Raw genomic sequence first — 21800 nt, forward strand, 5'->3', positions numbered from 1 at the left:
TCTGCATGACGTTCAATATCAGGCCGGCTGCGCAACCTGCATGGCCACGGGCTCAACTTCAACCGTCAGCCCCTTCACATCGCCGCAGAAATGCACCTCCACGCCGATTTCGGCCAAAGCAGCGGCCTTGATGCGACAGAGCTGATGGGCCTTGGCCGCGTAGGGCGCGTACACCACCTGGATGTGGTTGGCCTTGTGGCGGGCCATCATCTGGTCGCGCGTCACGCCGCAGAGCACGGCGTGCATGATGGGCCATTCAGGAGTCGTTTCCTGCCAGCGGCGCTGGGTTTCGGCGGCGGGCAGGGCCACGGCTTCGCCCACGCCGAGGTCGCAGTGCAACTTGCCGTCCATCACGTACACGCGGCTCCAGACGATGGAACCGGGGCGACTCACCCCGCGTACGCTGCCCCCGCCGAGGCGGAAATACATGGCCGGCTGCCGCTCGCTGCTGGTGCCCGCGTAGCCATCAATGAAGTGGGCCGGCGGCGCGGCGCCCGAAATCAGGAACACCCACACAAATTCCTCGCCGTCGCCGGTGTCGAAGCTTTGGCCCCAGCGCAGGTCGTGCAGCGTGGTTTCGCCACTCAAACCCAGCTCGTTCCAGAGGCGGTAGGTGAGCAGGGCATCGAGGCCGGCGCACTCGTCCACTTCGTTGAAGTGCGGCAGGGCCTGGCCGGCGTACAGTTCCCGGCCGGTGGAGGAAAACACCGGCGGGCGGTCGGCATTGTTGAGGAGTCCTTCGGCCAGGTCGCTGGCCACGGTCAGGTCCTTCAGGCCCTGCTGGTACTGGATGCCGATGGTGTCGCAGCCAAACTCATCGGCGATGCGCACGGCGGCGATGTACATTTTGCACTGCTCCAGCGTCTGGTTTTTGGTGAGCTGGGTGGCCTCGTCGGTGCCCCAGTTGAACTTCATGCCGCGGGCCAGCAGCCAGTCGAGCACGGCTTGGGCTTCGGCCTCGGTCACGGTGCACATGGCCGCGTAGAGGCTGGCCTGGCTCAGGCGCTCCTTAAAGACGCCGGTGGCGTGCAGCAGCTCGTCGGGCACAATGGCATTGTACATGCCCATGCAGCCCTCGTCAAACACGCCCATGATGGCCTTGTGCTGCTTGAACTTCCGGCCGAACGTGCGGCCGGCGTGCTCCTCGGTGGCCGGCAGCTTGGCGCTGGCGAAGCTTTTCACGTGGCGCTCGTCCTGGGTGATGCGGCCTTGTTTCAGCCACTGCTTCAGGCCATTTTCAAAGAAGGAATCCGTAAAATCTTCGCTCCAGAGCGTGCTGTAGTCCACGCCGGCTTTGGTGAGGCAGCCGTTGAGGTTGAGCATGCCCACCAGGCCGGGCCACTGCCCGCTCCAGTTGGCCACGGTCAGTATTGGGCCCTGGTGGGTGGTGAGGCCGGCCAGCACGTGGTGCGAGTATTGCCACACGCTTTCGGCCACGATGAGCGGCTGCTTGGGGTGAATGTGGCGAAACACCTCCATGCCCATGCGCTGCGAATCGAGGAAGCCGTGCTGCTTTGCGGCGTCGTAGGCGTGAGCGCGCTTCACGTTCCAGCCCTGCTTTTCGAGGGCAGCGGTGAGCTGCGCTTCCATGGCGGCCTGGGCGGCCCAACAGTTTTGGTTGGCGGCTAGGCGCAAGTCGCCGCTGGCGAGGAGGAGGACTTCGTTGGCAGGGAATGAAACCACGGCTTGCTACAGTGAAATAGTGAGTGCGAACCCCGCACGGCCCCGGGTGATACCCCGGCCAACGCGCTGAATTCGGCAGAAAAGTTTTTGGATGACTGGCTCTACAAATTTGCCATCCTACCAGCCCCGGCCCCTCCGCTTTTTTGCCTACTTAGTGTAGGATGTTACCATCCGTTTCAGGCCAGTCAGCCAACACCTTTTTCAGAGCCCAAAGCAGTAAATAGTTTATTCCGTCAAACAAAAGCAGCGGATTTTCACCTCATTTAGCCCACTAGTGGCCCTGAGCAGGCAAGTACAGGAGAGTTCAGCTTTTTGAGGGATGTAGTTTAGTGACTACTTACTGACTGATTTTATCCTTTTTCAGTCCGTTTGGGTCTTCTGCGGGCCTAGGATAATATCCTAGAGAAGCCCACTCCTTCTGCTTTTTGCCGTGTTGAACTCCTTTTTGCCGGTTTGCTTTTTCGCTTTTCTACACAATCGATTTCGTAATTGAGCAGCGCACCGACCTCCTGCCCTGCCATTTAACGCCCAAATTCCCACCAAACTCCCACTCCCATGAAAGCCCATTTCCACAAAGTCCCGGTTGCCCCGCAAAGCTCGTTCAGCGTCCGCCACGACCAGAAGCCGAACTTCGGCACCGTGTGGCACTATCACCCCGAGCTGGAGCTGCACTATGTCATCAAGGGCGAGGGGGTGCGGTTGATGGGCGACAACATCAGCAATTTCTCGTCGGGCGAAATTGTGCTGCTGGGCGCCAACCTGCCCCACACCTGGCGCTGCAACGAGGAGTATTTCCAGGGCAACCCGGAGAAGCAGGTGGAGGCCATCGTTATTCAGTTTCTGCCCGAGTGCCTGGGCCGCTACCTCTTCGGCCTGCCTGAGGCCTACCTCATCCCCAAGCTGTTCGAGAAAGCCAAAAGCGGCCTGCTCATCACCGGCAAGGCCAAGGCCAAGCTGGCCCCGCTCATGCGCCAGGCCGTGCACGCCACCGACCTGGACCGCATCATCATCTTCCTCTCCATCCTGAAAATTCTCTCCGAAACGGCCGAAACCAAAACCATCGCCTCGGAGCACCACGCCTTCAAACAGAGCAATGAGTCGGACGTGCAGCGCATCAACAAGGTGTGCAACTACACGCTTTCGAACTACAAAAAGGAAATCACGCTTGATGAAATTGCCTCCATCAGCAATCTGAGTGTCACCTCGTTCTGCCGCTACTTCAAGCTGATTACGAAGAAGACGTACTACGATTTCCTCATCGAAATTCGCATCAGCCAGGCTTGCCGGCAGCTGATTGAGGACAAGCTACCGACGGAGGTTATCTGCTTCGAATGCGGGTTCAATAACGTGTCGAATTTCTACCGCCACTTCAAGAAAATCACGAAGATGACGCCGCTGGAATACAAGAAAAAGTACCTGCACAGCCACAAAGAATTGGCCATGGCGGCGTAAGGCTGTCTGTAGCGTGGACTCTGCGAGTCCGCGCATGGCCGGACCGGACACAAAAAAGCACGTCATGCTGAGCGCAGCCGAAGCATCTCTACCGCAATAGTAAATCTGATTACTCTCGCGGTAGAGATGCTTCGGCTGCGCTCAGCATGACGTTCTTGTTTTCAACCTACTTGGTAGGTTCCTATGCCACTAGTTCCAGCTGGCGGCTCAAGGTGCTGTAGTCGCCATACAGCGCTTCCACGCCAGCCCGCACGGTGCCGGTAAAATTGCCCACTTTGCGGCGCGTGAAGGTGGAAATATCCACCCCGCGCTGCTTGAGCGAGTATTTGGCCACGGTGGGATACACGTCGTGCATCACGCCCATGTTTTTGATAAAAAACTCCTGCACTTCAGCTACTTCGTGCTGCAGGCTGGCGTTGTCATAGTTCTTGCAGAGCCACACGATAAGCTCCGGGAAGAAGTTACCCTGGATGCACGATAGGCCGGCGGCACCCGCTTTCAACGACTCCACGGCGTGGCCCATGTAGGCGTCGTAGAGGCCGAATTTGTGGCCTTCGGTGGCGGCCAGCTTGGCCCGAATCTGGTCGATGTCGAGGCAGGTGTCTTTATGGTAGGTGACGCGGCCGGTGGCGACGAACTGGCCCAGCTGCTCGGCCGTGAGCACGCGCTTGTAGGGCTCGGGGCACTCGTAGAAGCCCAGGGGCACGCCGCTGGTCCACTCCAGCAGGCGGTGGAAACGCTCGTTGAACACGGCGTCGGACTCGTCCTGCGCAGCCAGCAGGCTAGTGATGACGATGACGGCTTCGGTGCCGGCTTCATACACCTGTTTCACGAAATCGGCCTGCTCGTTGAGGGCGCCGGCGAAGGTGCCAGTGGCCACCACGGGCACGGCGCCGCCCGCCACGTCCACGATGTGGCGGATGCTTTGCAGGCGCTCCTCGGCGCTTAGCTCAAACATCTCGCTGGAGAGGCAGTTGGCGAAGAGGCCGGCGGCCCCGGCCGTTAAGTACATCTCCGTGAGGCGGGTAAGCGCCGGATAATCGATACGCCCATCGTTCTGGAAGGGCGTGAGCATAACGGGGATAAATCCCTTGGATGCGTTTTTCATACTGATAAAGGCTGGGGCAGTTGGGCCGCAGAGGATAAGAAGAGGCCGGCTAATGCACGGATTGGGTTAAAATTTCTTCGGAGACGATGGCCGTAGCGCGGCGCTGGCGGAGGCGCGTCAGTAGCAGGCCCAGCAGGAAAATGGTGAGCGTGCCCACCACAATCACCATGCTCTGGTGCAAGGGGTTGCGCAACCCGGCCAGGCCCTCGGGCAGCTTGGGCGAAAGCGTGAGCCAGACAATGACCAGCACGCCGATGATGGTGGCGGTGAGGGCTTCGGCGTTGCGGGTCTGGCGGCTGATGATGCCGAGCAGGAACAAGCCCAGCATGCCGGCCGCGAAGATGCCCGACAGCTGCCACCACACGTCGAGCACGCTTTTAACGCCAATCATGGCGATGCCCACGCTCATGCCCGCCAGACCCACCAGCACGGTGCCGATGTGCAGGCTGCGCATGGTTTGCTTCACGCTGAGGTTGGGCTTGAAGTAGCGCTGGTAGATGTCGACGGTGAAAACGGTGGCCGAGGCATTCATGCCCGAGCTGATGGTGCTCATTGCCGCCGAAAGGATGGCCGACACGATGAGGCCGACGAAGCCGGGCGGGATTTTCGTCACCATGAAGTGCGGCATCACCTTGTCGCCGTAGTCGGCGGGCTGCAGGGCAGCGGCGGCCTGGGCAATCTGGCCGGCGGTTGCGGTGAGGGGCAGCTTTTCGGCGGCCACTTTCAGCTTAACGGCTTCAATCAGCTCGGGGTGCACCTGGTAGTAGGCAAACAGCGCCGAGCCGATGACGAAGAACAGCAGCGAGGCCGGTACATAAATCAACACGCAGAGCCAGATGGACTTGGCCGCCTGCTTGGCCGAGGTGGCGGTGTGGTAGCGCTGCACGTAGTTCTGGTCGACCCCAAAATTGTTGAGGTTGATGAAGAAGCCGTAGAGCAGCACCACCCAGAAAGTGGACTGCGTGAAATCGGGCGAGAAGCCACCGAGGCTGAACTTGTGCTGCTCCTGCCCGATGGCCATGATGTGCGAAAAGCCGCCCGGCATGTTGGTCACAATCAAGTACAAAATCAGCAGCGCGCCGAAGGTCTTGACCACGCCCTGCACTACCTCCGTCCAGATAACGGCCTCGATACCGCCCAGCACCGTGTAGACGATGATGCAGCTGCCAGTGATAAGCATAATCCACTCCATGGAGAAGCCGGTGAGGGCCTGCAGCGTGAGGGCAATGCCGAAGAAAATGGAGCCAATGCGGGCCAACTGCGTGAGTAGAAAACAAGCCACCGCATAGGTGCGCGCCCAGCTGCCGAAACGGTGCTCCAGGTGCGTGTAGGCCGATATTTCGCCGGTGCTGCGGTAGAACGGCACGAAGTAGCGCGTGGCCACCCAGGCCGCCAGCGGCATGGAGATGCTGAAGACGAAGGCATTCCAGTTGGTGCCGAAAGCCTTGCCGGGCACACCCAGAAAGGTGTTACTACTCAAGAAAGTAGCATAAATCGACATGCCGATGGCCCAGCCGGGAATCAGGCCCGAGGCGCTGGAATACTGTTCGGCGCTGTCGTTTTTCCGGGCAAACCAGGCGCCCACGGCAATCATGGCCGCCAAATACAGCGCGATGATAACAAGGTCAAGAACTCGCAAATTGCTCATGAGGCCATATTACCAAATTGCCGCGACATGGAGCGGAAAATGGGACTGGTAGTACTGATAGCAAATTTACCGAGGGGCCGGGCGGTGAGCCTGTATGATTTTCCCCTACTGTTGTACCATCTTAGCGAGGGAATAATGGTGGTGTCCGAAACCCTCTTTAGGAATCGAGGACTCGCTTATTCTGAATACGGATTCGCTAACGCATGGCATTCATCAACATTACTACCCCTTCACTATGAGCCTATTGCAGAAGATTCGAGGTTTCTTTGCTGCCAAGCGGCCTGAGGAACATCCTGGTCCCGCTCCCACGACCTTCTCCGCTGATAATGAAGCCGCACGCTCCACTTGGAACGAAGCGTATTTGATAAAACAATACAAAGCGGTATCAGCAGAAAGCAAAACGTTCGCCGGTCATTACGGCGATTTTAACGCATTCCTCTACAGAGCAGACTTTGACAGCTTCTTACGGAAGGAGGTGCTGCCTTTCAGAGAGCCTGACAATAAATTCATTGAATTTCTGGATAAGAACCACTGGCAGGAAAAACACCCGTTTAATTTCCCCGGCCCGTTTTACGCAGGATATTCAGATACCTGTGGCACAGGCATCGGCGAGGCACCCTATAATGTGATGAACGATTCCCACTGTTACGAGTATGTCTTTCGTCAGCCAAAGGATTTTACAGAGTTGCTTCAGATGCTTGATGCGGCAGCAGTTGAAGTATTCGACAGCTATTCGTCGAATGGCAACGACTATTGGACATATGAGGCGTGTAAAGAATGGTGGAGCACCAGGGAGCAAATCATCGCAGCGTTGAGGGATGAAGAGCTTGTGCAAATGAATGACGGCCAAGCGCAAGCGTACATCAACTACCTGAACGGGGATGCAGAAGCAGACCTGCAACGTTACTGCTACTTTCTGCTTAATGGCACCTACCCAATGAGCGTGGCAGCCATTTTGCCGAGCCTTGACATCCATTCTTGCTCTTATAATTTTCCCTACTGCACATCAAGCCCCGACACGCTCAGCCCAGCGGCTGCGGTGCCAGCAAGCTTCACGCGGTAGCTGCCCGCGTTTATCATGCCGCCGGTGGAGGTGGTGAGGTAGTTCCATTTGCCGGGCTTGGAGGGCACCAGGTCCACGGTTTCGGTCTTGAGGACGGTGCCATCGGCCAGGGCCAGGGTGAACAGAGCGGAGAGCGGCTGGGAACCTTGGTTGGCGTAGCGAAAGGTGAGCGAGTAGGTATCGGCCACCCCTGTCTGAATGGTCCACTCGACGGCATTGCCAGCGGGCTCTTTGAAGGTGATGCTTTCCTTGGTGTTTATCGTTTCCTTCGCCAGGCCGGGGCCGATAAGGCGGGCGGTGGCCGGCTTGTAGCCGGTGGTAGGCTTGAGGTCGTAGGCAGGCTCGATGGTACTGGCACGGTTCACGGCCACGATGTAAGAGGAAGGATTGGGGCCGAAGGCGACCGTGGTATTGGCAGAGAAGCGCTTGCGGTACAGGCGGAAAGCGGGGGTGGTAATGCCGTCGGTTTCGAGGGTCGTTTTGGTGTCCTCGTAATCTTTGAGCCAGGCGGGGCGGGTTGCCTGGCGCGTGTCGAGGGCCACGTACACGTCGGCCAAGGTGGTGACGCCGAATGTGCCACCGGCAGCGCCGGACTTGCCCGGCCCACGCAGCCATTCGGCCCCATACAGGGCAGAGGGCAGGGCGCTAAAAGTGGCGGGCGAGTCGCTGAAGCTCTGAACACCCGTATCCAGCCAGGTTTGGGCCGACCACTGCGCGGCCTGCGTTTTACCATTGATTTTCAACCCACTGATAACAGACTGTTGCGCGGGTGCGGGCAGTGCCTTGGCATTGGCGGTGGCAATGGCAATGGCAGAAATAAGGGCTTGGCCGGAAGCAACGCGGGGGAAGGAGATGACGAGCTGGCCGTTGCTGACGCGGGCCTGCACAGTCTTTTTCAGAGCTTGGTCGTGGCCGGCTTCTTTCCATACATCCAGGTTTTGGAGGACGGTTTGCTGGTTGATGGCGACATTGAACAAGCGCCAGCCGGTGCAATCCAGCCCGCCGCCGGTGCCGAGCCAGGGCTCCACGAAATACAGTTCCACCGTGTACTCACCATTGGGCACGGGGAAGACGTAACGCAGCTTCTCGCGGCCGTAGCGGAAGGTCTGGAACAACGGCCAATCACGGGTGCCTCGGATGGGGTCGTGGGTGCGGCGCTGGCTGGCGAAGAAGGGCGCGAGGCCGGGGAAGTCCTGCGTCCACGACTCCGAGCCCCAGGTTTTGGGGTCGGTGCGGGGCTGGTCGGCCTGCCAGGTGCTGCCCTGCTGGTCCATATAAGCTGGGCCGCCGCAGTTCACGCGGTAGAGGTAGTTGAGGCCCGGCTGCGGCTGGGTGATGGGTTGCGCATCGGCCAGGAACTTGTTAAAATTGGGCGCTTTGGGCAAGTGGTGCAGCACGATGTAATCTGTCGCCACGACCTTGCCCGCGACGTAGCCTACGGCGTAGAGCACGTTGTATTTTATATCGACTCCATCCCACTGAAAATGCGTGCCGATGCCACCAGTTCGGCTTTTGCGGCCCAGTGAGGCGGCGTTCACATCGTTGAACAGCTCCACTTCATCGCAGTTAGAATAAACGGTAATGCTATCCCGGCGGCCGGGCGTGAGCCAGCGGTCGGGCCAGGTGTGGGAGGCGAGGTAGACCATCGGCTCGGTTGTTTTGGGCGCGTAGTTGGCCCGGAACATGTAGAACGCGTCGGTGGGCTCTTCCCAGGGCGTGAGCAGGCCCTTGTAGTTGACGGGGCCGATGCGGTCGAGCTCGCGCTGGCCTTCGCCGCCCTGCACCCGGCCGGGGTTATCGTGCGAGGTCAGCAGCCAGAAGAAGTGGCCGGCCGTCTGGTCCTTGGCCGCTTCGGCGAGGCGCACTTTTAGCTCCATCAGTTGGGCAAAACGGTCCTCGCTGAACGGGCCGCTGTTGAAGGCGGGCGGGCCTTCCTGATGCAGGTCGAGGGTGCGCCAGGCGCCGTACTCGCCGATTAGGACCTGGCGGGCCACGTCGGCGCCGTACTGGTTGGGGTCGCCGCCGTAGGTGCCGGTCCAGTTCTGGGGCACGTCCCAGTCGGTGCCCTGGCCGCCGTTGCAGGTCGTGATTTTGCGTTCGCGTGAAGCCGTGGGGTCGAGCTGGCGGATGAGGGCGCTGCACTCGCGGGCGAAGTCGGCGGGCAGCGTGCTTTCGTTTTCGAGGCCCCAGAGCACCACCGACGGACTGTTGCGGCGCTCCTTCACCCAGTCGGTGAGCAAGGTCTTGAAGTTCTGGCGGAAAGCCGGCGTGTCGTACCAGACGTGCGCGGCCAGCTGCGGCCACCACAGCAGGCCCAGCGAATCCCAACTGGCTTGGTAGCGCAGATTGTGCGGCTGGTGGGCATCGCGAAAAGCATTGAAGCCGGCGGCCTTCACCATCTGCACCCGCGTGCGGATTTGCGCATCGCCAAAGGCATGGCTTTGGCCCAGCAGGTGCTCGTATTCGGCAATGCCGTTGATGAAAACCGGCTGGCCATTCAGCAGAAACTGCTTTTGCCCGGCCACGGCGGCCCGGCCAATCGGCCAGCTCACCCAACGGATGCCGTAGTGCGTTTCCTGCTCATCCAGCAGCTTGCCTTTGGCGCTGATTTTCGTAACCAGCCGATACAAATACGGGTCAGCCAACGACCACAGGTGCGGCTGCTTCAGCACCGGTAGCTGCTGCCGCAACTGAGTTACCGCGCCTGCTGCCAGCTTATGCTTCGCGCTGACTTCGGCCACGCTCCTCCCCTGCCGGTCCAGCAATTGGCTGCTGATGGTGAGCGCCTGTGCCTTGTCGCCGTAGTTTTTTACTTCGGTTTCGACGTTCAGCCGCGCAGCTTGATTAGACACCGTGGAATCGGCCCAGATGTGGACACCAAAGGGCTCCACCCGCACCGGGCTGGTGACGACCAGCGCCACCGGCCGGAAAATCCCCATCGGCTGCGAGCCTTCCGAGAAGCCGCGCTCCTCGGAGCAGCCGCCGCACACCCAGGGCAAATCCTGGATGTTGGCCGGGTGGTCGGCGCGCACTGCCAGCACATTGGCCTGCCCGGCAGGCTTGATGACAGCGGTGATGTCAAGGGTGAAGGTAGTGCGGCCACCGCCGTGGTAGCCCACTTTTTGGCCGTTCAGCCAGACCGTTGCATACGAGCCCACGCCTTCGAAAAACAAGAAGTAGCGGGCGTCTTTTGCGGCAGCGGGCGCCGTGAAGGTTTTGCGGTACCAGGCGTAGCCGTGGCGGTTGCCGTGGCGCTGGCGGCGGTAGCCCTCGTAGGCGTCCCAGTTGTGGGGCACGGCTACGGTTTGCCAGGTTTGGTCATTGAAATCGAGCTGCTCAAAGTTGGGGTAGGCCTGCTGGCTGTGGTCGTCGGCAGTGGTGCGCCAGTTGTCGAGGAGGGGGATGATGGTGCGCGGGCCAGACTGGCCGCGGACGGAACTCAGGGATTCACCAAGGAGCAGAAAGAAGAGGAAAATCCGTTTGAACATAAGGTATTTTCAGTAGCAATGAGAACGTCATGCTTCGACTGCGCTCAGCAGGACGTTCTTTTTATTTTTTGGTGATGGCCAACTCCCCATTCAACCTATAAATCTCTCCCTGCTTCGTCGCCAGCCGCACCTCTTTTCCTGCGTACTTCACCGCGCACTCCTGCCCGGCTTCCGACTTGATTTCGACCTCCTGCAGTTTGCCCTTCGTCCACTTCATGTCCACCACGAAGCCGCCGCGGGCGCGCAGGCCGCGCACGCTGCCGGTGGGCCAGGCCGTGGGCAGTGCGGGCAATAAATCCAGGGTGCCGGTTTGGCTTTGCAGCAGCATTTCGCCCATGCCGGCCGCGCCGCCGAAGTTGCCGTCAATCTGGAAGGGCGGGTGGGCGTCGAAGAGGTTGTGGTAGACGCCGCCCTGCTCGGCGGCGGTGCCGTTTTCGGCGGGCGAGAGCAGCTTTTCGAGAATGCGCAGGGCGTGGTCGCCGTCGCGGAAACGGGCCCAGAGGTTGACTTTCCAGGCCAGGCTCCAGCCGGTGCCTTCGTCGCCGCGCTGGGTGAGCGAGGTTCGGGCAGCTTGCAGAAATTTAGGTTCCGCGGGGCTGATTTCGGAGCCCGGAAACACGGCCCACAGGTGCGAAACGTGGCGGTGGGTATCGGCGGGGTCGTCTTTGTCTTCGAGCCACTCCTGCAGTTGGCCGTGCTTACCAACTTGATTTGGGGCCAGCTGGCGGGCTTTCTCGGTTAGCTCCCGCTGCAAATCGGCATCAATGCCCAGCACCTTAGCAGCAGCGCTGGTGGTGCGAAACAGCTCCCGAATAATCTGGTGGTCCATGCTGGGGCCGGCCACCAGCCCGCCGTGCTCCGGCGAGTTCGACGGCGTGCTGATGAGCCAGCCGGTGCGCGGGTCCTGGGTCAGGAAATTGGAGTAGAACTGAGCCGCCGCTTTCATCACCGGATACTGCTGGCTCAGGAATTTCCGGTCCTGGGTGAATTGGTAGTGCTCCCAGATGGGCTGGCACAGCCAGGCCGCGCCCGTCACCCAGATGCCATGGTTGGCGGCGTTGATGGGCGCGGTGCCGGCCCAGATATCGGTGTTGTGGTGCAGCACCCAGCCGGGGGCGTTGTAGTTCGTTTTGGCGGTGGCCTGTCCCATTTGGGCCAGCTGGTCGACGAAGCTGAACAGCGGCGCGGTGCAGGCCGACAGGTTCAGGATTTCGGCGGGCCAGTAGTTCATTTCCAGGTTGATGTTGGTGGTGAACTTGCTGCCCCAGGAGGGCGTCAGCGACTCGTTCCAGAGGCCCTGCAAATTGGCCGGCGGCCCGCCGGCGCGCGACGAGGAAATCAGCAGATACCGCCCAAACTGCAGGTACAGCGCCAGCAGCGCCGGGTCGGCGACGGGGCTGAACTGCTGGATGCGCTGGTCGGTGGGCCACTGCGAATTGGCAGTGTAGCCTAGGTCTATGTCGAAGGCATTGAACAGTCGCTGATAGTCGCGCATGTGTTCGGCCTCAAGGTCCTTGTAGCTACTTTTTGAAACCTGGTCAAGCTGTTGTTTCGCCAGCTGCTCGGGGTGCCCCGATACGTCCTGATAGTTCCTAAAATTGGTAGCCGCCGTCATATACAGCGTCACTTCATTGGCCCCTTCCACCCGAATTTCCTCATCGGTCACGGTCACGCGACCTTTTTTGGCGGCCACCCGCAGGTAGCTCACGCCGCGCAGCACGCCGTCGCGCACCTGCACCACCAACGCCAGCGTGTGGTCGTCCACCCGGTAGGTTTTTCGGTTGGCGTGGGCGCTGCCAAAATGGGCTACAAAATTCACCATGCCGGGTTTTACACTTACCAAACGACCTACCAGGGCCTGATGCGGGGCGCTGATAAAGTAGTCGCGCCCGAACCCGTCGTCGCCCTGTCGGTACTCCATCCTGGCCACGGCCTGACGGATATCAAGCTCCCGACGGTAATAGGTGGCCGGTTCCGCCTGCGGAAAATCCAGCAGCAAATCCCCAAACGGCTGGTACGATGCCTGGTAGCTCGGGGCCAGCGGCGGGTTGGCGTCCTGCACCCAGTATTGCCAGTTGGGGTTCAGCGCCACGCCGGTTTCGGGGGTTGCCCCCTCGGGGTAGGCCACGAACACCGGCTGCTTTTCCTTCACCCCAATCAGCCCGCCTTTGTCGAAGTAGTTGATAACCTGCACCACTACTTCGTTGCGGCCCGGCCGAAGCGCGGCGGCCGGCACCCGGTAACGCCGCTTTTTGCTGATGCCCTCGTCGGTCCCTATTTGCTGGCCGTTCACGTAGGTCACGTCCACGTCGCGGATGCGGCCCAAGCTCAGGGTGAGGTCTTGGCCGGCCCAGGCGGCGGGCAAGTTGAAGCTGGTTTTAAACCAGACCGCGCCATCCAGCCCTTCCAGGCCGGCGCTTTCCCAGCCATTGGGCGTCGGGATGGCCAAAGGTTTCCAGCCCGGCTGGGCTAGGGCCTGCGCCACGCTCAGAGCGCGCAGCTTTTGTAGCCAGGCGGCTTTGTCGGCCGTGTAAGTTTCCTCGTGGTCCTTGAGGCCCATGAAGTGCTGCTCGGCCAGCTGCTCGGCTTCGGCCTGCTTGCCCTCGGCCAGCAGCCGGCGAATCTCGGGCAGGTACTGGGCGGCGCCGGGCCGGGCGTAGGGCCGCGGCTGGCCGGTCCAGAGCGTGGCTTCGTTGAACTGAATGTGCTCCTGCCCCACCCCGCCGTACACCATGCCGCCCAGCCGGCCGTTGCCGATGGGCAGCGCGTCGGTCCACTTCGCGGCGGGCTGGGCGTACCAAAGCTTCAGCGGCTGCTGCGCAGCGGCCGGGGCGATGAGTAGCCAGGCGAAAAGAAACAGAAGGAAGCGGGGCATAGGTAAAATTGTAGCGTGGACTCTGCGAGTCCGCGCAGGTGCGGAACGGAAAACGCGGCGAAGCCCGGGCAAGCGCGGACTCGTAGAGTCCACGCTACAGCATCAAGGCCCAACCACGCGCTCCGTCACCGCTTCATCCTGCGACACGGGCGCTTTCACGTACTTGAAATTATTGTTCTGCAGCACGATGCTGCGCGTTTTGGCGCCTTTCAGCTTGAGGTAGGTTTCGGTGCCAGCCGCCGGGAAGGCGTTGTACACGAAGGCATCTTCCACGTTGGTCAATTCCAGCTGCGGCGTGCCGGCCAGCGGCGTGGCGCTGCCGATGCCGTCGAGCCGGAGCAGCTGCACGCTTTCGGCGCGCACGCTCGGGCCGATGGTGGTGTTCACCTGCACGTTGTGGAAGGCGATGTTGCGCGCCTCCCGCACCGTAAAGCCCTGTTTCGCGTCGAAGTTGCAGTTGCTGAACGTCACGTTTTCGATGGGCATCTCGCTCAGGCCGTTCAGCAGGCCGGCCTGGTTGCCCTCGGCGGTGATGTTGCTGAAATGGATGTTGCGAAAGCGCGGCGTGCGCTCTGAAACCGGCTCGGGCGTGGACTTGGCGTACTGCATATCGAGCACAATCATCTGCTCACGGATGTTCTTCATCACGAGGTTATCGACGCGAATATCCTCCACCACGCCGCCCCGGCCCCGGGCGGTTTTGATGCGAATGCCCCGGTCGGTGCCGTCGAAAATGCAGTTCGAAATCGTGATTTTCTTCACCCCGCCCGACATCTCGCTCCCAATCACCACGCCGCCGTGCCCGCTGAGCATGGTGCAGTTGGTGATGGTGTAGTTTTCGGCCGGCACGTTCATTTTGCGCCCGGCCGCATCCTTGCCCGATTTGATGGTGATGCAGTCGTCGCCCACGCTGATGTGGCAGTTCGAGATGTGCACGTAGCGGCACGATTCGGGGTTGATACCGTCGGTGTTCGGCGACTTGGGGTTATTGATGGTGACGCCTGTCACGGTCACGTTCTCACAAAATTCCGGGTTCACCGTCCAGAAGGGCGAGTTGCGAATGGTGATGCCTTCAATCAGCACATTCTTGCAAAACATGGGCTGAATGAACGGCGGCCGCAGAAATGCCCGGTCAATTACGCCGCCCTGCTCGTCGGGCTTTAGGATGTTGGCGTTGAGTCGCTTGAATTCCTGCTGCCACTTCGAGTCCTGGCTTTTGCGCGACTGCCCCTCGGCGTAGTCCCACCATTTTTTGCCCTGCCCATCAATGATGCCCCGGCCCTTGATGGTGATATTCTCCGCCTTATAAGCGTAGAACAGCGGCGAAAAGCTGGTTACGTCGATGCCTTCGTAGCGCGAGGGCACCATAGGCAGGTAGTCGTCAAAATTGTCGCTGAAGTAGAGGATGGCCCCGGCGCCTATCTCGATGGTAATGTTGCTTTTGAGACGGATGGGGCCCGTACGGTAGCGGCCCGCCGGAAAGTACACCGTGCCGCCGCCCGCCTTGCTGGCCGCGTCAATGGCCTTGGCAATGGCGGCGGTGGAGAGCTTCGTGCTATCGTTTTTGGCGCCGTATTTCAGCACGTTGTAAGCGTCCTGGGCGCGGGCGACCGAAACGGTCAGGAGCAGGAAAAAGGCAGGGAGGAAATGTTTCATATGTAATGTGCAGGGCTGTCATGCTGAGCGCAGCCGAAGCATCTCTACCGAGTAAGTAACTTATTTGCTCTCGCGGTAGAGATGCTTCGGCTGCGCTCAGCATGACGACCTTTTTTCTACCAATTATCCGGGCAGCTTGGCCGTCACCCGCTTCAACTCGCTGGCGTGGCCGATTTCCTTGCCGTCCGCGAAAATGCGCAGGCCCTGGCCCCGGCCGTATTTCCGGCCGGTTTTGTCCCAAATGACCGAAATCGTCCGGCCGTGGTAGCGCACCTGGTCGAGGGCAAACCAGTCCCATTGCCCGGCGGGCACCAGCGGGAAAACATCCACCACGTTATCCGGGCGCGGCTTCAGGCCGACCAAGCCGGTTATCACCAAATCGGCGAAGCCGGAGTGGTTGTAGTAGCTGCTGCGGGGGTTGTCGCCTTTCAGCCATTCGCCGGTCTTTTCGTCCTGGTATTCACCGAGGTAGGGCACACCGTTTTTCTGATGCGAGAGGGCGTATTTGCGCAGCTCGTCGTAATAAATCTGGGCACTCATGCCGTCGTGGTGCCTGTAGTCGGTGAGCAGGTTGGCGAGGCCCTTCAGCGTTTGGGTGGTGGCGTAGGGCCACACTGCGCCGTCCCACTCGCAGCCGTGGCCCGAGCCGTGGGTGCGGAAGCCCGGCGCCCGTCTTTCGGCCGTGGTGAGGCCCCAGGGCGCCCGGAAACCACCTTCGTCGGTGAGTTGCGCCCACTGTTTGGCGTACTCCGGTTTGTCGGCGGGCAGGTTGAAATACCAGGGAATGTAGCCCAGTTCCTCCCGCGCTTCACAGAGGCCACCCTTCTCGTACTGCACTTTGAAGAAGCTGGCCTTCGGGTCCCAGAGCGTCTTTTGCACGTCGGCGCGGAGCTGCTTGGCTTTGGCGGCGTACTTGCGTTGCAGGCTGTCGTTTTTGGTCAGCTTGGCCATGGCGGCCAGCGCTTTGGCGTTGCCATACATGTAGCTGTTGATGGTGGGCCGTACGTTCTTTTCCTTGCGTCCGCCGCTGATGGATTCCTCCATCGCATCCTTCACGTCGTACTGCCAGAATAGGCCGCTGGGCAGCATCCGTTCCTTTTCCCACTGCCGGTAGTCGGTATTGAGCGCGGGAAGCAGCTCCTGCACGAAAGCCTGGTTGTTATTTACCTCATACAGGCTGTACACCGCATCGGGCAGCCAGCTACTAAAGCTGTGGAGCTTGGCGTTCACCTGGGGCTGCTTAGCCGTCAGCCAGAAGCGCGTGTATTGGTCGATGTACTGCGGGTCGTGCAGCCAGCGGCCTTCGTTGAGGTGGTGGCCCAGCGCGCTGCTGATGGTGTTGTAGGGCCCGGCGTGCTTCATCGGCGTGATGAACTCCGTGAACACATAGCCATCAGGCGTCTGCTTGAGGTGCTTGCGAAAGGTCCACCAGCGGTAGTAATACGTTTCCTGAATGGCCGAATCCGGGCATTCGAATAGCGGCACCTCGCGGGCCAGCCAGTCGGCCGCCTGGGCGTTGGGCACAAGGTTGATGACATCCTCCTTGTCCAGCGCGTTGAAGCGCGCCACGCTGGCGCGCAGGTGCTCCGGCGTGAGAACGGGCTGCTGGGCGGCGGCCGAAGCGGCGCTGAGCAGGCCGAGGGAAAGGAGCAGGTGGGTGGGTTTCATAGCAGGCAAAGTAACACGGACTTTGTAGTCCGCGTTAAGTCAGGTTGTTAGCGACGCGGATTACAAAGTCCGCGCTACATATCTATTCAAACAGCCAATCGATTTCCCGGCCCGGCGCCACTGCGCTACCCAGCCCGGCGTTGTAAGTCGGCACCGGCTGGCTGGCATCCACAAATCCCAGAATCAGGCAGGCGCCGCGGGCCAGGTTCAGCGTGTGCGTGCCGGGTTTAAAGGAGTAGGCATGCACATTCACGGGCGGCATTCCGGGAATGGCCAGCGCGTTCAAAATCTTGCTTTCGGCCTGGCCGTAGTCGTTGGCGCTGGCGTCGATTTCCAGGGTGGGAATGGGCAGGTAGCGCGGGCTTTTCTGGTTGAAAAACCCGACCAGCACTTGCACCGGCTTTGGGGTAGAAAACCGGATTTCAGTGCCCTGCGCCACCTGCTGCGCCTTGCTGAATTGGATACCTTCCAACCCAGCCAACTCGGGCGCGAAAGCGGTGATTGCGGCAGCTGTATCGGTAAAAACCGGCTCGCCCAATGCCACCCAAAGCGGCTTGACTTTTTTGTTGCGCACCGTCACCGGAGCGTTGCGCAGCACGTCAATTTTCTTGGTGGCAACACCGGTTTTGGCCGTTTTCAGCGAGTCGATGTTGTGTTGAAAATCGGCCAGCTCCTTTTGGTACACCGGCAGCATTTCCGCCCAGGTTTTGTAGGTGCCGTCCACGCCGCGCATCGGGATTTTGCGCTGGGCGGTTTGCATGCTGTTGGCGTAGAGGTAGCTGTCTTTAGTGAGGTCGACGAGTTTTTGCCAGTATGCCACGCTGCTTTGCAGCAAGGGCACGGCAGCCGTAAGGTCCTGCACGTTGTGCGAGTATTTGTAGCGCAGCACCTGCAAGGCCGCCCGTGCCTTTTCGGCGTAGAAATTCGCCAGCGCAGCCTGGCAGTACATGTCATTTTTGACGCGGGCAAACTCAGCCTGATTTTGCCGGATAGCCGGCGCGGCGCGCTCGATGGCCGCCACGGCTTTTTTGCCGTGCTCCACCACCTCATTAGCCACCTGTGGCGGCGTTTCGCCGATGTGCTTCTCCCCTTTCGCTTCCTTCTCGGCATACTCGATAATCATCTCGCCCTCCGGCGATTCCGATTCATACAACAGCGTAAACAAGCCGTAGCGCTTGGGGTCAATTAATTGGTTCATCAGCATGCCCAGCGTCAGCGTCTGGCGGTTGCCGTCGGTGATGCCGTAGCGGCGCAGCAACTTGGGCTCGATTTCGCCGGCCTGCTCATAGGCTTCCAGAATCTGCTGGCCGGCCTGCGCATCGCAGCCAAATTGCGCAGCCAGTTTCTGGCTCCAGTGCGTGACTTCCGCCGGGCGGGGGCGGTTGGCGCGCCAGGCGTAGCGGGCCCACTCGGCATACCACAGCCAGTCGCGGTCGACTTGCAGCTGGCGGCCGGCCACGTTATCTGCCGTGTAGGGCCAATCCCAGTACGAAGACTCCGGGTAGAGGTGCAAGCCGTTGGCGCCATAGGTATTGTGCATGGCCAGCACTGATTTCTGAATAAAATCGGCCGAGCCATAGCGGAACGGCTCCAAGTTGGCGAGGATGTGCACGTTTTCGATGTGCACCGAATTCATACCGCTCAGCTGGCGGTGCAGCGCCGCCCAGGAGCCGCGCGGCGTGTAGGTTGTCAGTGCTTCGCCGTTGAACTTGGCTTCGGTGTAGAGGTTTTTGTAGAGCGGCAGCGCGGCGGTGATGACGCGGGGCGCGTCGGTGTCGTGGGCGCGGAGGACGATGGGCGGCAGCTCGGTGGTGCCGGTGGCTTTCAGGCCATCGAGCACGCCGGGAATGATGGTTTTCGTGAACCAGTCCACGTCGTCCTGGCCGGCGCCTTCCATGGCTTCGCCCAGCGCCACCATCAGGCCCACGTTGGGGTATTTCTCCACGAAGGCGGCGATGGATTTGCGCGTGTAGTCGGCAATGAGCGGCACGATGGGCCGGGCGCGGTCCTGGGTCTTGATGTTGTAATGCTCAGCAAAGGGCTTGGATACAATGATGTTGTAGAACATCTGAATCACCCAAATCCCGCGCTTGTCGGCCTCCTCGGTCAGGAAGCGGTACATCTCCTCGTTTTTCCGGAACGTGGCATCGTCCACTTCCACCGCAAACGGGTATTCCTTTAGCCGCACCAGCGAGGCAAACGGGTGGCCATTCCAGAGGTAGAGTGAGTTGTACCGGTTGTCGACCATCATGTCGAGGTACTTCACCCACAGCGCCTTATCGTAAAACCACGGGAATGTTTCGGGCGTGTAAGGGTATTCGTACACATTGCGGCCCGGCAGGTAAGTCGGCTTTTGCACGCCGATGCAGGTGCCGCGCAGTACCATTTCGGGCTGGTCGGTGAGGTGCAGGTTGTCGCTGAGCTTGCCTTGGGTTTTGACTTGCTCGGCCAGTTCCAGGCAGCCGTAGAGGGCGCCGGAATTGTCTGCTCCGCTGATGAGTAGCGCGTCGTCTTTAGCCGAAGTAATGGCGAAGCCCTCCTTGCCCGGCGCCTTGTCGGAAGTGGCGTGGAAAGCACTGGCGGCTTGCTGCACCAGCACATCGACGGCCTGTCCTACTACAATCAGGCCCTGGACTTTCGGCAGCTTATCGGCCTGCTGAACCTGCACCTGGTAGCCAGCATTACGAAGCGCAGTGGCCAGCCGGCCGGCACCGTATTGCAGGCGGGAATGGGCGTTTTTGGGCAGCAGAATGGTGCGGGACCTTGTTGCGGCTACGTGCCGTTGGGACGCGTCTCTACGCCGTTCAGATGGATGCGAATCCAACGCGGCCAGACACTTGGAAACGGGTGCAGCATTCGTGGTTTCAGCAGCACTCAGCAGTAAACCCACCAGCAACCAGCCGGCGCAGAACAGCTGATTCCAACCGGTCCGGCGCGTTGGTATTCCGCTTAATAGGGAGAAGAAATTGACAGATGGCATCAGGTCAAAATTATTGACGGGATGACTCTGTTCTGTGTATCATCTTCTCCGCGTGTTGTAGCATGTTGCCATCGCAAAACCCGTCTTTTCACAATCGATAAAGTAGCTGCCGGGGCGCATTCCAGCAGAGGCATTCCATCGACTGGTGAGGCGTTACCAACCGCAGTTAGCGCAGCCGTAGCTTCATTGCTGCGTGCTGCGGCAGGCGTCGCTAGTTGCCATCTGAGGCTTCTTTCCCGGCATTCAACTGGTAGCTACTTGCATAGGTACTTCTTCGGCAGCAGGAAGACAGGAGGCCCATAAATGCCGGCAAGGTGAGCATTTACTCAGCTAAACTGACTTGACAAGAAAGCAGCTTGAGGGGAATGATAACATCCTACACAGGGTCGAGAAAATGATATAGGTGGCCGGGGTTTTTGTCCTGTTATTTCGCTTCATCCAAACTCCCCTTCCCCGCCCATGAAAAAATCGGTTGCTTCCCTTTATGCCTTCGGCCTCTTGTTCGCCTCGCACCACGCGGCCCACGCCCAGTACCCCTCCATCCCCCCGGATGTGCAGAAAGCCAGCGACGAGTTGATGGCCACCGAGCGGCGGCAGTCCGACATTGCCTGGAACAAGGCTTACCCTATCATCAAAAAGGAGGCTGCTCAGGGCAAGCCCTACATTCCGTGGGCCGCCCGGCCGATTGACTTGCCGCAGTCGCCGCTGCTGGCGTTTCCGGGGGCCGAGGGCGGCGGGGCGCACACCTTTGGCGGGCGCGGCGGCCGGGTGATTGTGGTGACGAGCCTCGAAGACCGGGGCCCCGGCACCCTGCGCGAGGCCTGCGAGCAGGGCGGGGCCCGCATTGTGGTTTTCAACGTGGCCGGCATTATCCGCATCAAAAGCCCGCTCATCATCCGGGCGCCCTACATCACCATCGAGGGCCAGAGCGCGCCCGGCGACGGCGTGTGCGTGGCCGGCGAATCGGTGTGGCTGAACACGCACGACGTGCTGATTCGCTTCATGCGCTTCCGCCGGGGCGAAACCAACGTGGGCCGGCGCGACGATGCCATCGGCGGCAACCCGGTGGGCAACATCATGATTGACCACGTGTCGGCCTCGTGGGGCCTGGACGAGAACATGTCGATGTACCGCCACATGTACAACGACAGCACCGGCATTGCCGAGCAGAAGCTGGGCACGGTGAACATCACCATTCAGAACTCCATTTTCTCGGAGGCGCTCGACACCTGGAACCACGCCTTCGGTAGCACGCTGGGCGGCGAAAACTGCTCGTTTATGCGCAACCTGTGGGCCGACAACGCGGGCCGCAACCCGTCGATTGGCTGGAACGGGGTGTTCAACTTCGTGAACAACGTGATGTTCAACTGGGTGCACCGCTCCACCGACGGCGGCGATTACCGCGCCCTCTACAACATCGTGAACAACTACTACAAGCCCGGCCCCTCCACGCCCAAGGACACCCCCATCGGCCACCGCATTCTGAAGCCCGAGTCGGGCCGCAGCAAGCTAAAATACCAGGTGTACGGCCGCGCCTACGTGGCCGGCAACATCGTGGAGGGCTTCCCCAACGTGACCAAGGACAACTGGGACGGCGGCGTGCAAGTGGAAGAGCTGCCCAACGCCGGCCCCTACACGGCCGATATGAAGGTGACGACGCCGCTGCCCATGCCCCAGCTCTCCATCTTGCCCGCCGACAAAGCTTACGCCTATGTGCTCGACCACGCCGGCGCCACGCTGCCCAAGCGCGACCCGGTGGATGTGCGCGTGACCACTCAGGTGCGCACCGGCAAAATCGACTACAAAGAGGGCGTGAAGCTGCCCGAAACGCAGTTTAAGCACCGCCGCCTGCCCATCGATTCCTACAAGCAGGGCATCATCACCGACCCGTCGCAGGTGGGCGGCTACCCCACCTACGCCGGCAAGCCCTACGCCGACGCCGACAAAGACGGCATGCCCGACGACTACGAAAAGAAGAACGGCCTCGACCCCAAAAATGCGGCTGATGGCGGCGCCATCGCCAAAAACGGCTACGCCAACATCGAGAACTACCTCAACGGCCTAGTCGACGTGAAAGACGTGAAGCCCACCGGCGGCGTGGAAATGGGCACCGCCCTGTCGCGGATGTAATTCAGTAGCGCGGATTGCAAGGTCCGCGCTGCATTTTCTCTTGCTACTT

11 protein-coding genes are annotated in these 21800 nt (G+C 60.5%); 3 read left to right on the forward strand and 8 right to left on the reverse strand.

Annotation, left to right across the window (positions count from 1 at the left end; genetic code table 11):
• Positions 1-18: 18 nt before the first annotated feature.
• Positions 19-1683 (reverse strand): fucose isomerase, encoded by a 1665-nt coding sequence (locus tag Q4S41_RS08655; RefSeq protein ID WP_305030713.1) that lies wholly within the window; start codon positions 1681-1683, stop codon positions 19-21.
• Positions 1684-2238: 555 nt separating this feature from the next.
• On the opposite strand from Q4S41_RS08655, the gene Q4S41_RS08660 reads away from it, so the two are divergent.
• A complete protein-coding gene (locus Q4S41_RS08660) occupies positions 2239-3135 on the forward strand; it encodes an AraC family transcriptional regulator (protein WP_305030714.1) in 897 nt (298 codons plus the stop codon).
• 181 nt (positions 3136-3316) lie between these two features.
• On the opposite strand, the gene Q4S41_RS08665 is transcribed toward Q4S41_RS08660, so the two are convergent.
• Together Q4S41_RS08665 and Q4S41_RS08670 are read right to left on the reverse strand one after the other, a co-directional pair.
• Complete coding sequence (locus Q4S41_RS08665; RefSeq protein WP_305030715.1) at positions 3317-4243, reverse strand: dihydrodipicolinate synthase family protein; 927 nt, start codon at positions 4241-4243, stop codon at positions 3317-3319.
• 49 nt (positions 4244-4292) lie between these two features.
• Positions 4293-5891 (reverse strand): sodium:solute symporter, encoded by a 1599-nt coding sequence (locus tag Q4S41_RS08670; RefSeq protein ID WP_305030716.1) that lies wholly within the window; start codon positions 5889-5891, stop codon positions 4293-4295.
• A gap of 235 nt (positions 5892-6126) precedes the next feature.
• Between Q4S41_RS08670 and Q4S41_RS08675 the strand changes: the two genes are divergently transcribed.
• Complete coding sequence (locus Q4S41_RS08675; RefSeq protein ID WP_305030717.1) at positions 6127-6954, forward strand: hypothetical protein; 828 nt, start codon at positions 6127-6129, stop codon at positions 6952-6954.
• On the opposite strand, the gene Q4S41_RS08680 is transcribed toward Q4S41_RS08675, so the two are convergent.
• The 5 genes from Q4S41_RS08680 to Q4S41_RS08700 form a co-directional block, all read right to left on the reverse strand.
• On the reverse strand, positions 6888-10442 hold the full coding sequence (locus tag Q4S41_RS08680) for a malectin domain-containing carbohydrate-binding protein (protein WP_305030718.1): 3555 nt from the start codon (positions 10440-10442) through the stop codon (positions 6888-6890). The genes Q4S41_RS08675 and Q4S41_RS08680 overlap by 67 nt on opposite strands.
• A gap of 61 nt (positions 10443-10503) precedes the next feature.
• Positions 10504-13317: a glycoside hydrolase family 95 protein gene (locus Q4S41_RS08685; RefSeq protein ID WP_305030719.1), complete on the reverse strand. Its 2814-nt coding sequence runs from the start codon at positions 13315-13317 to the stop codon at positions 10504-10506.
• A gap of 102 nt (positions 13318-13419) precedes the next feature.
• Positions 13420-14973 (reverse strand): glycoside hydrolase family 28 protein, encoded by a 1554-nt coding sequence (locus Q4S41_RS08690; RefSeq protein ID WP_305030720.1) that lies wholly within the window; start codon positions 14971-14973, stop codon positions 13420-13422.
• A gap of 123 nt (positions 14974-15096) precedes the next feature.
• On the reverse strand, positions 15097-16641 hold the full coding sequence (locus Q4S41_RS08695; protein WP_305030721.1) for an MGH1-like glycoside hydrolase domain-containing protein: 1545 nt from the start codon (positions 16639-16641) through the stop codon (positions 15097-15099).
• Positions 16642-16723: 82 nt separating this feature from the next.
• On the reverse strand, positions 16724-19621 hold the full coding sequence (locus tag Q4S41_RS08700; protein WP_449271960.1) for an alpha-d-galacturonidase: 2898 nt from the start codon (positions 19619-19621) through the stop codon (positions 16724-16726).
• A 459-nt stretch (positions 19622-20080) separates the two neighbouring features.
• Here Q4S41_RS08700 and Q4S41_RS08705 point away from each other — a divergent pair, with 459 nt between their 5' ends.
• Positions 20081-21751, forward strand: a complete 1671-nt coding sequence (locus Q4S41_RS08705) for a pectate lyase family protein (protein ID WP_305030723.1) — start codon at positions 20081-20083, stop codon at positions 21749-21751.
• Positions 21752-21800 lie beyond the last annotated feature (49 nt).

Origin of the sequence: Hymenobacter convexus (genome assembly GCF_030580955.1) — a bacterium.
Classification (GTDB): domain Bacteria; phylum Bacteroidota; class Bacteroidia; order Cytophagales; family Hymenobacteraceae; genus Hymenobacter.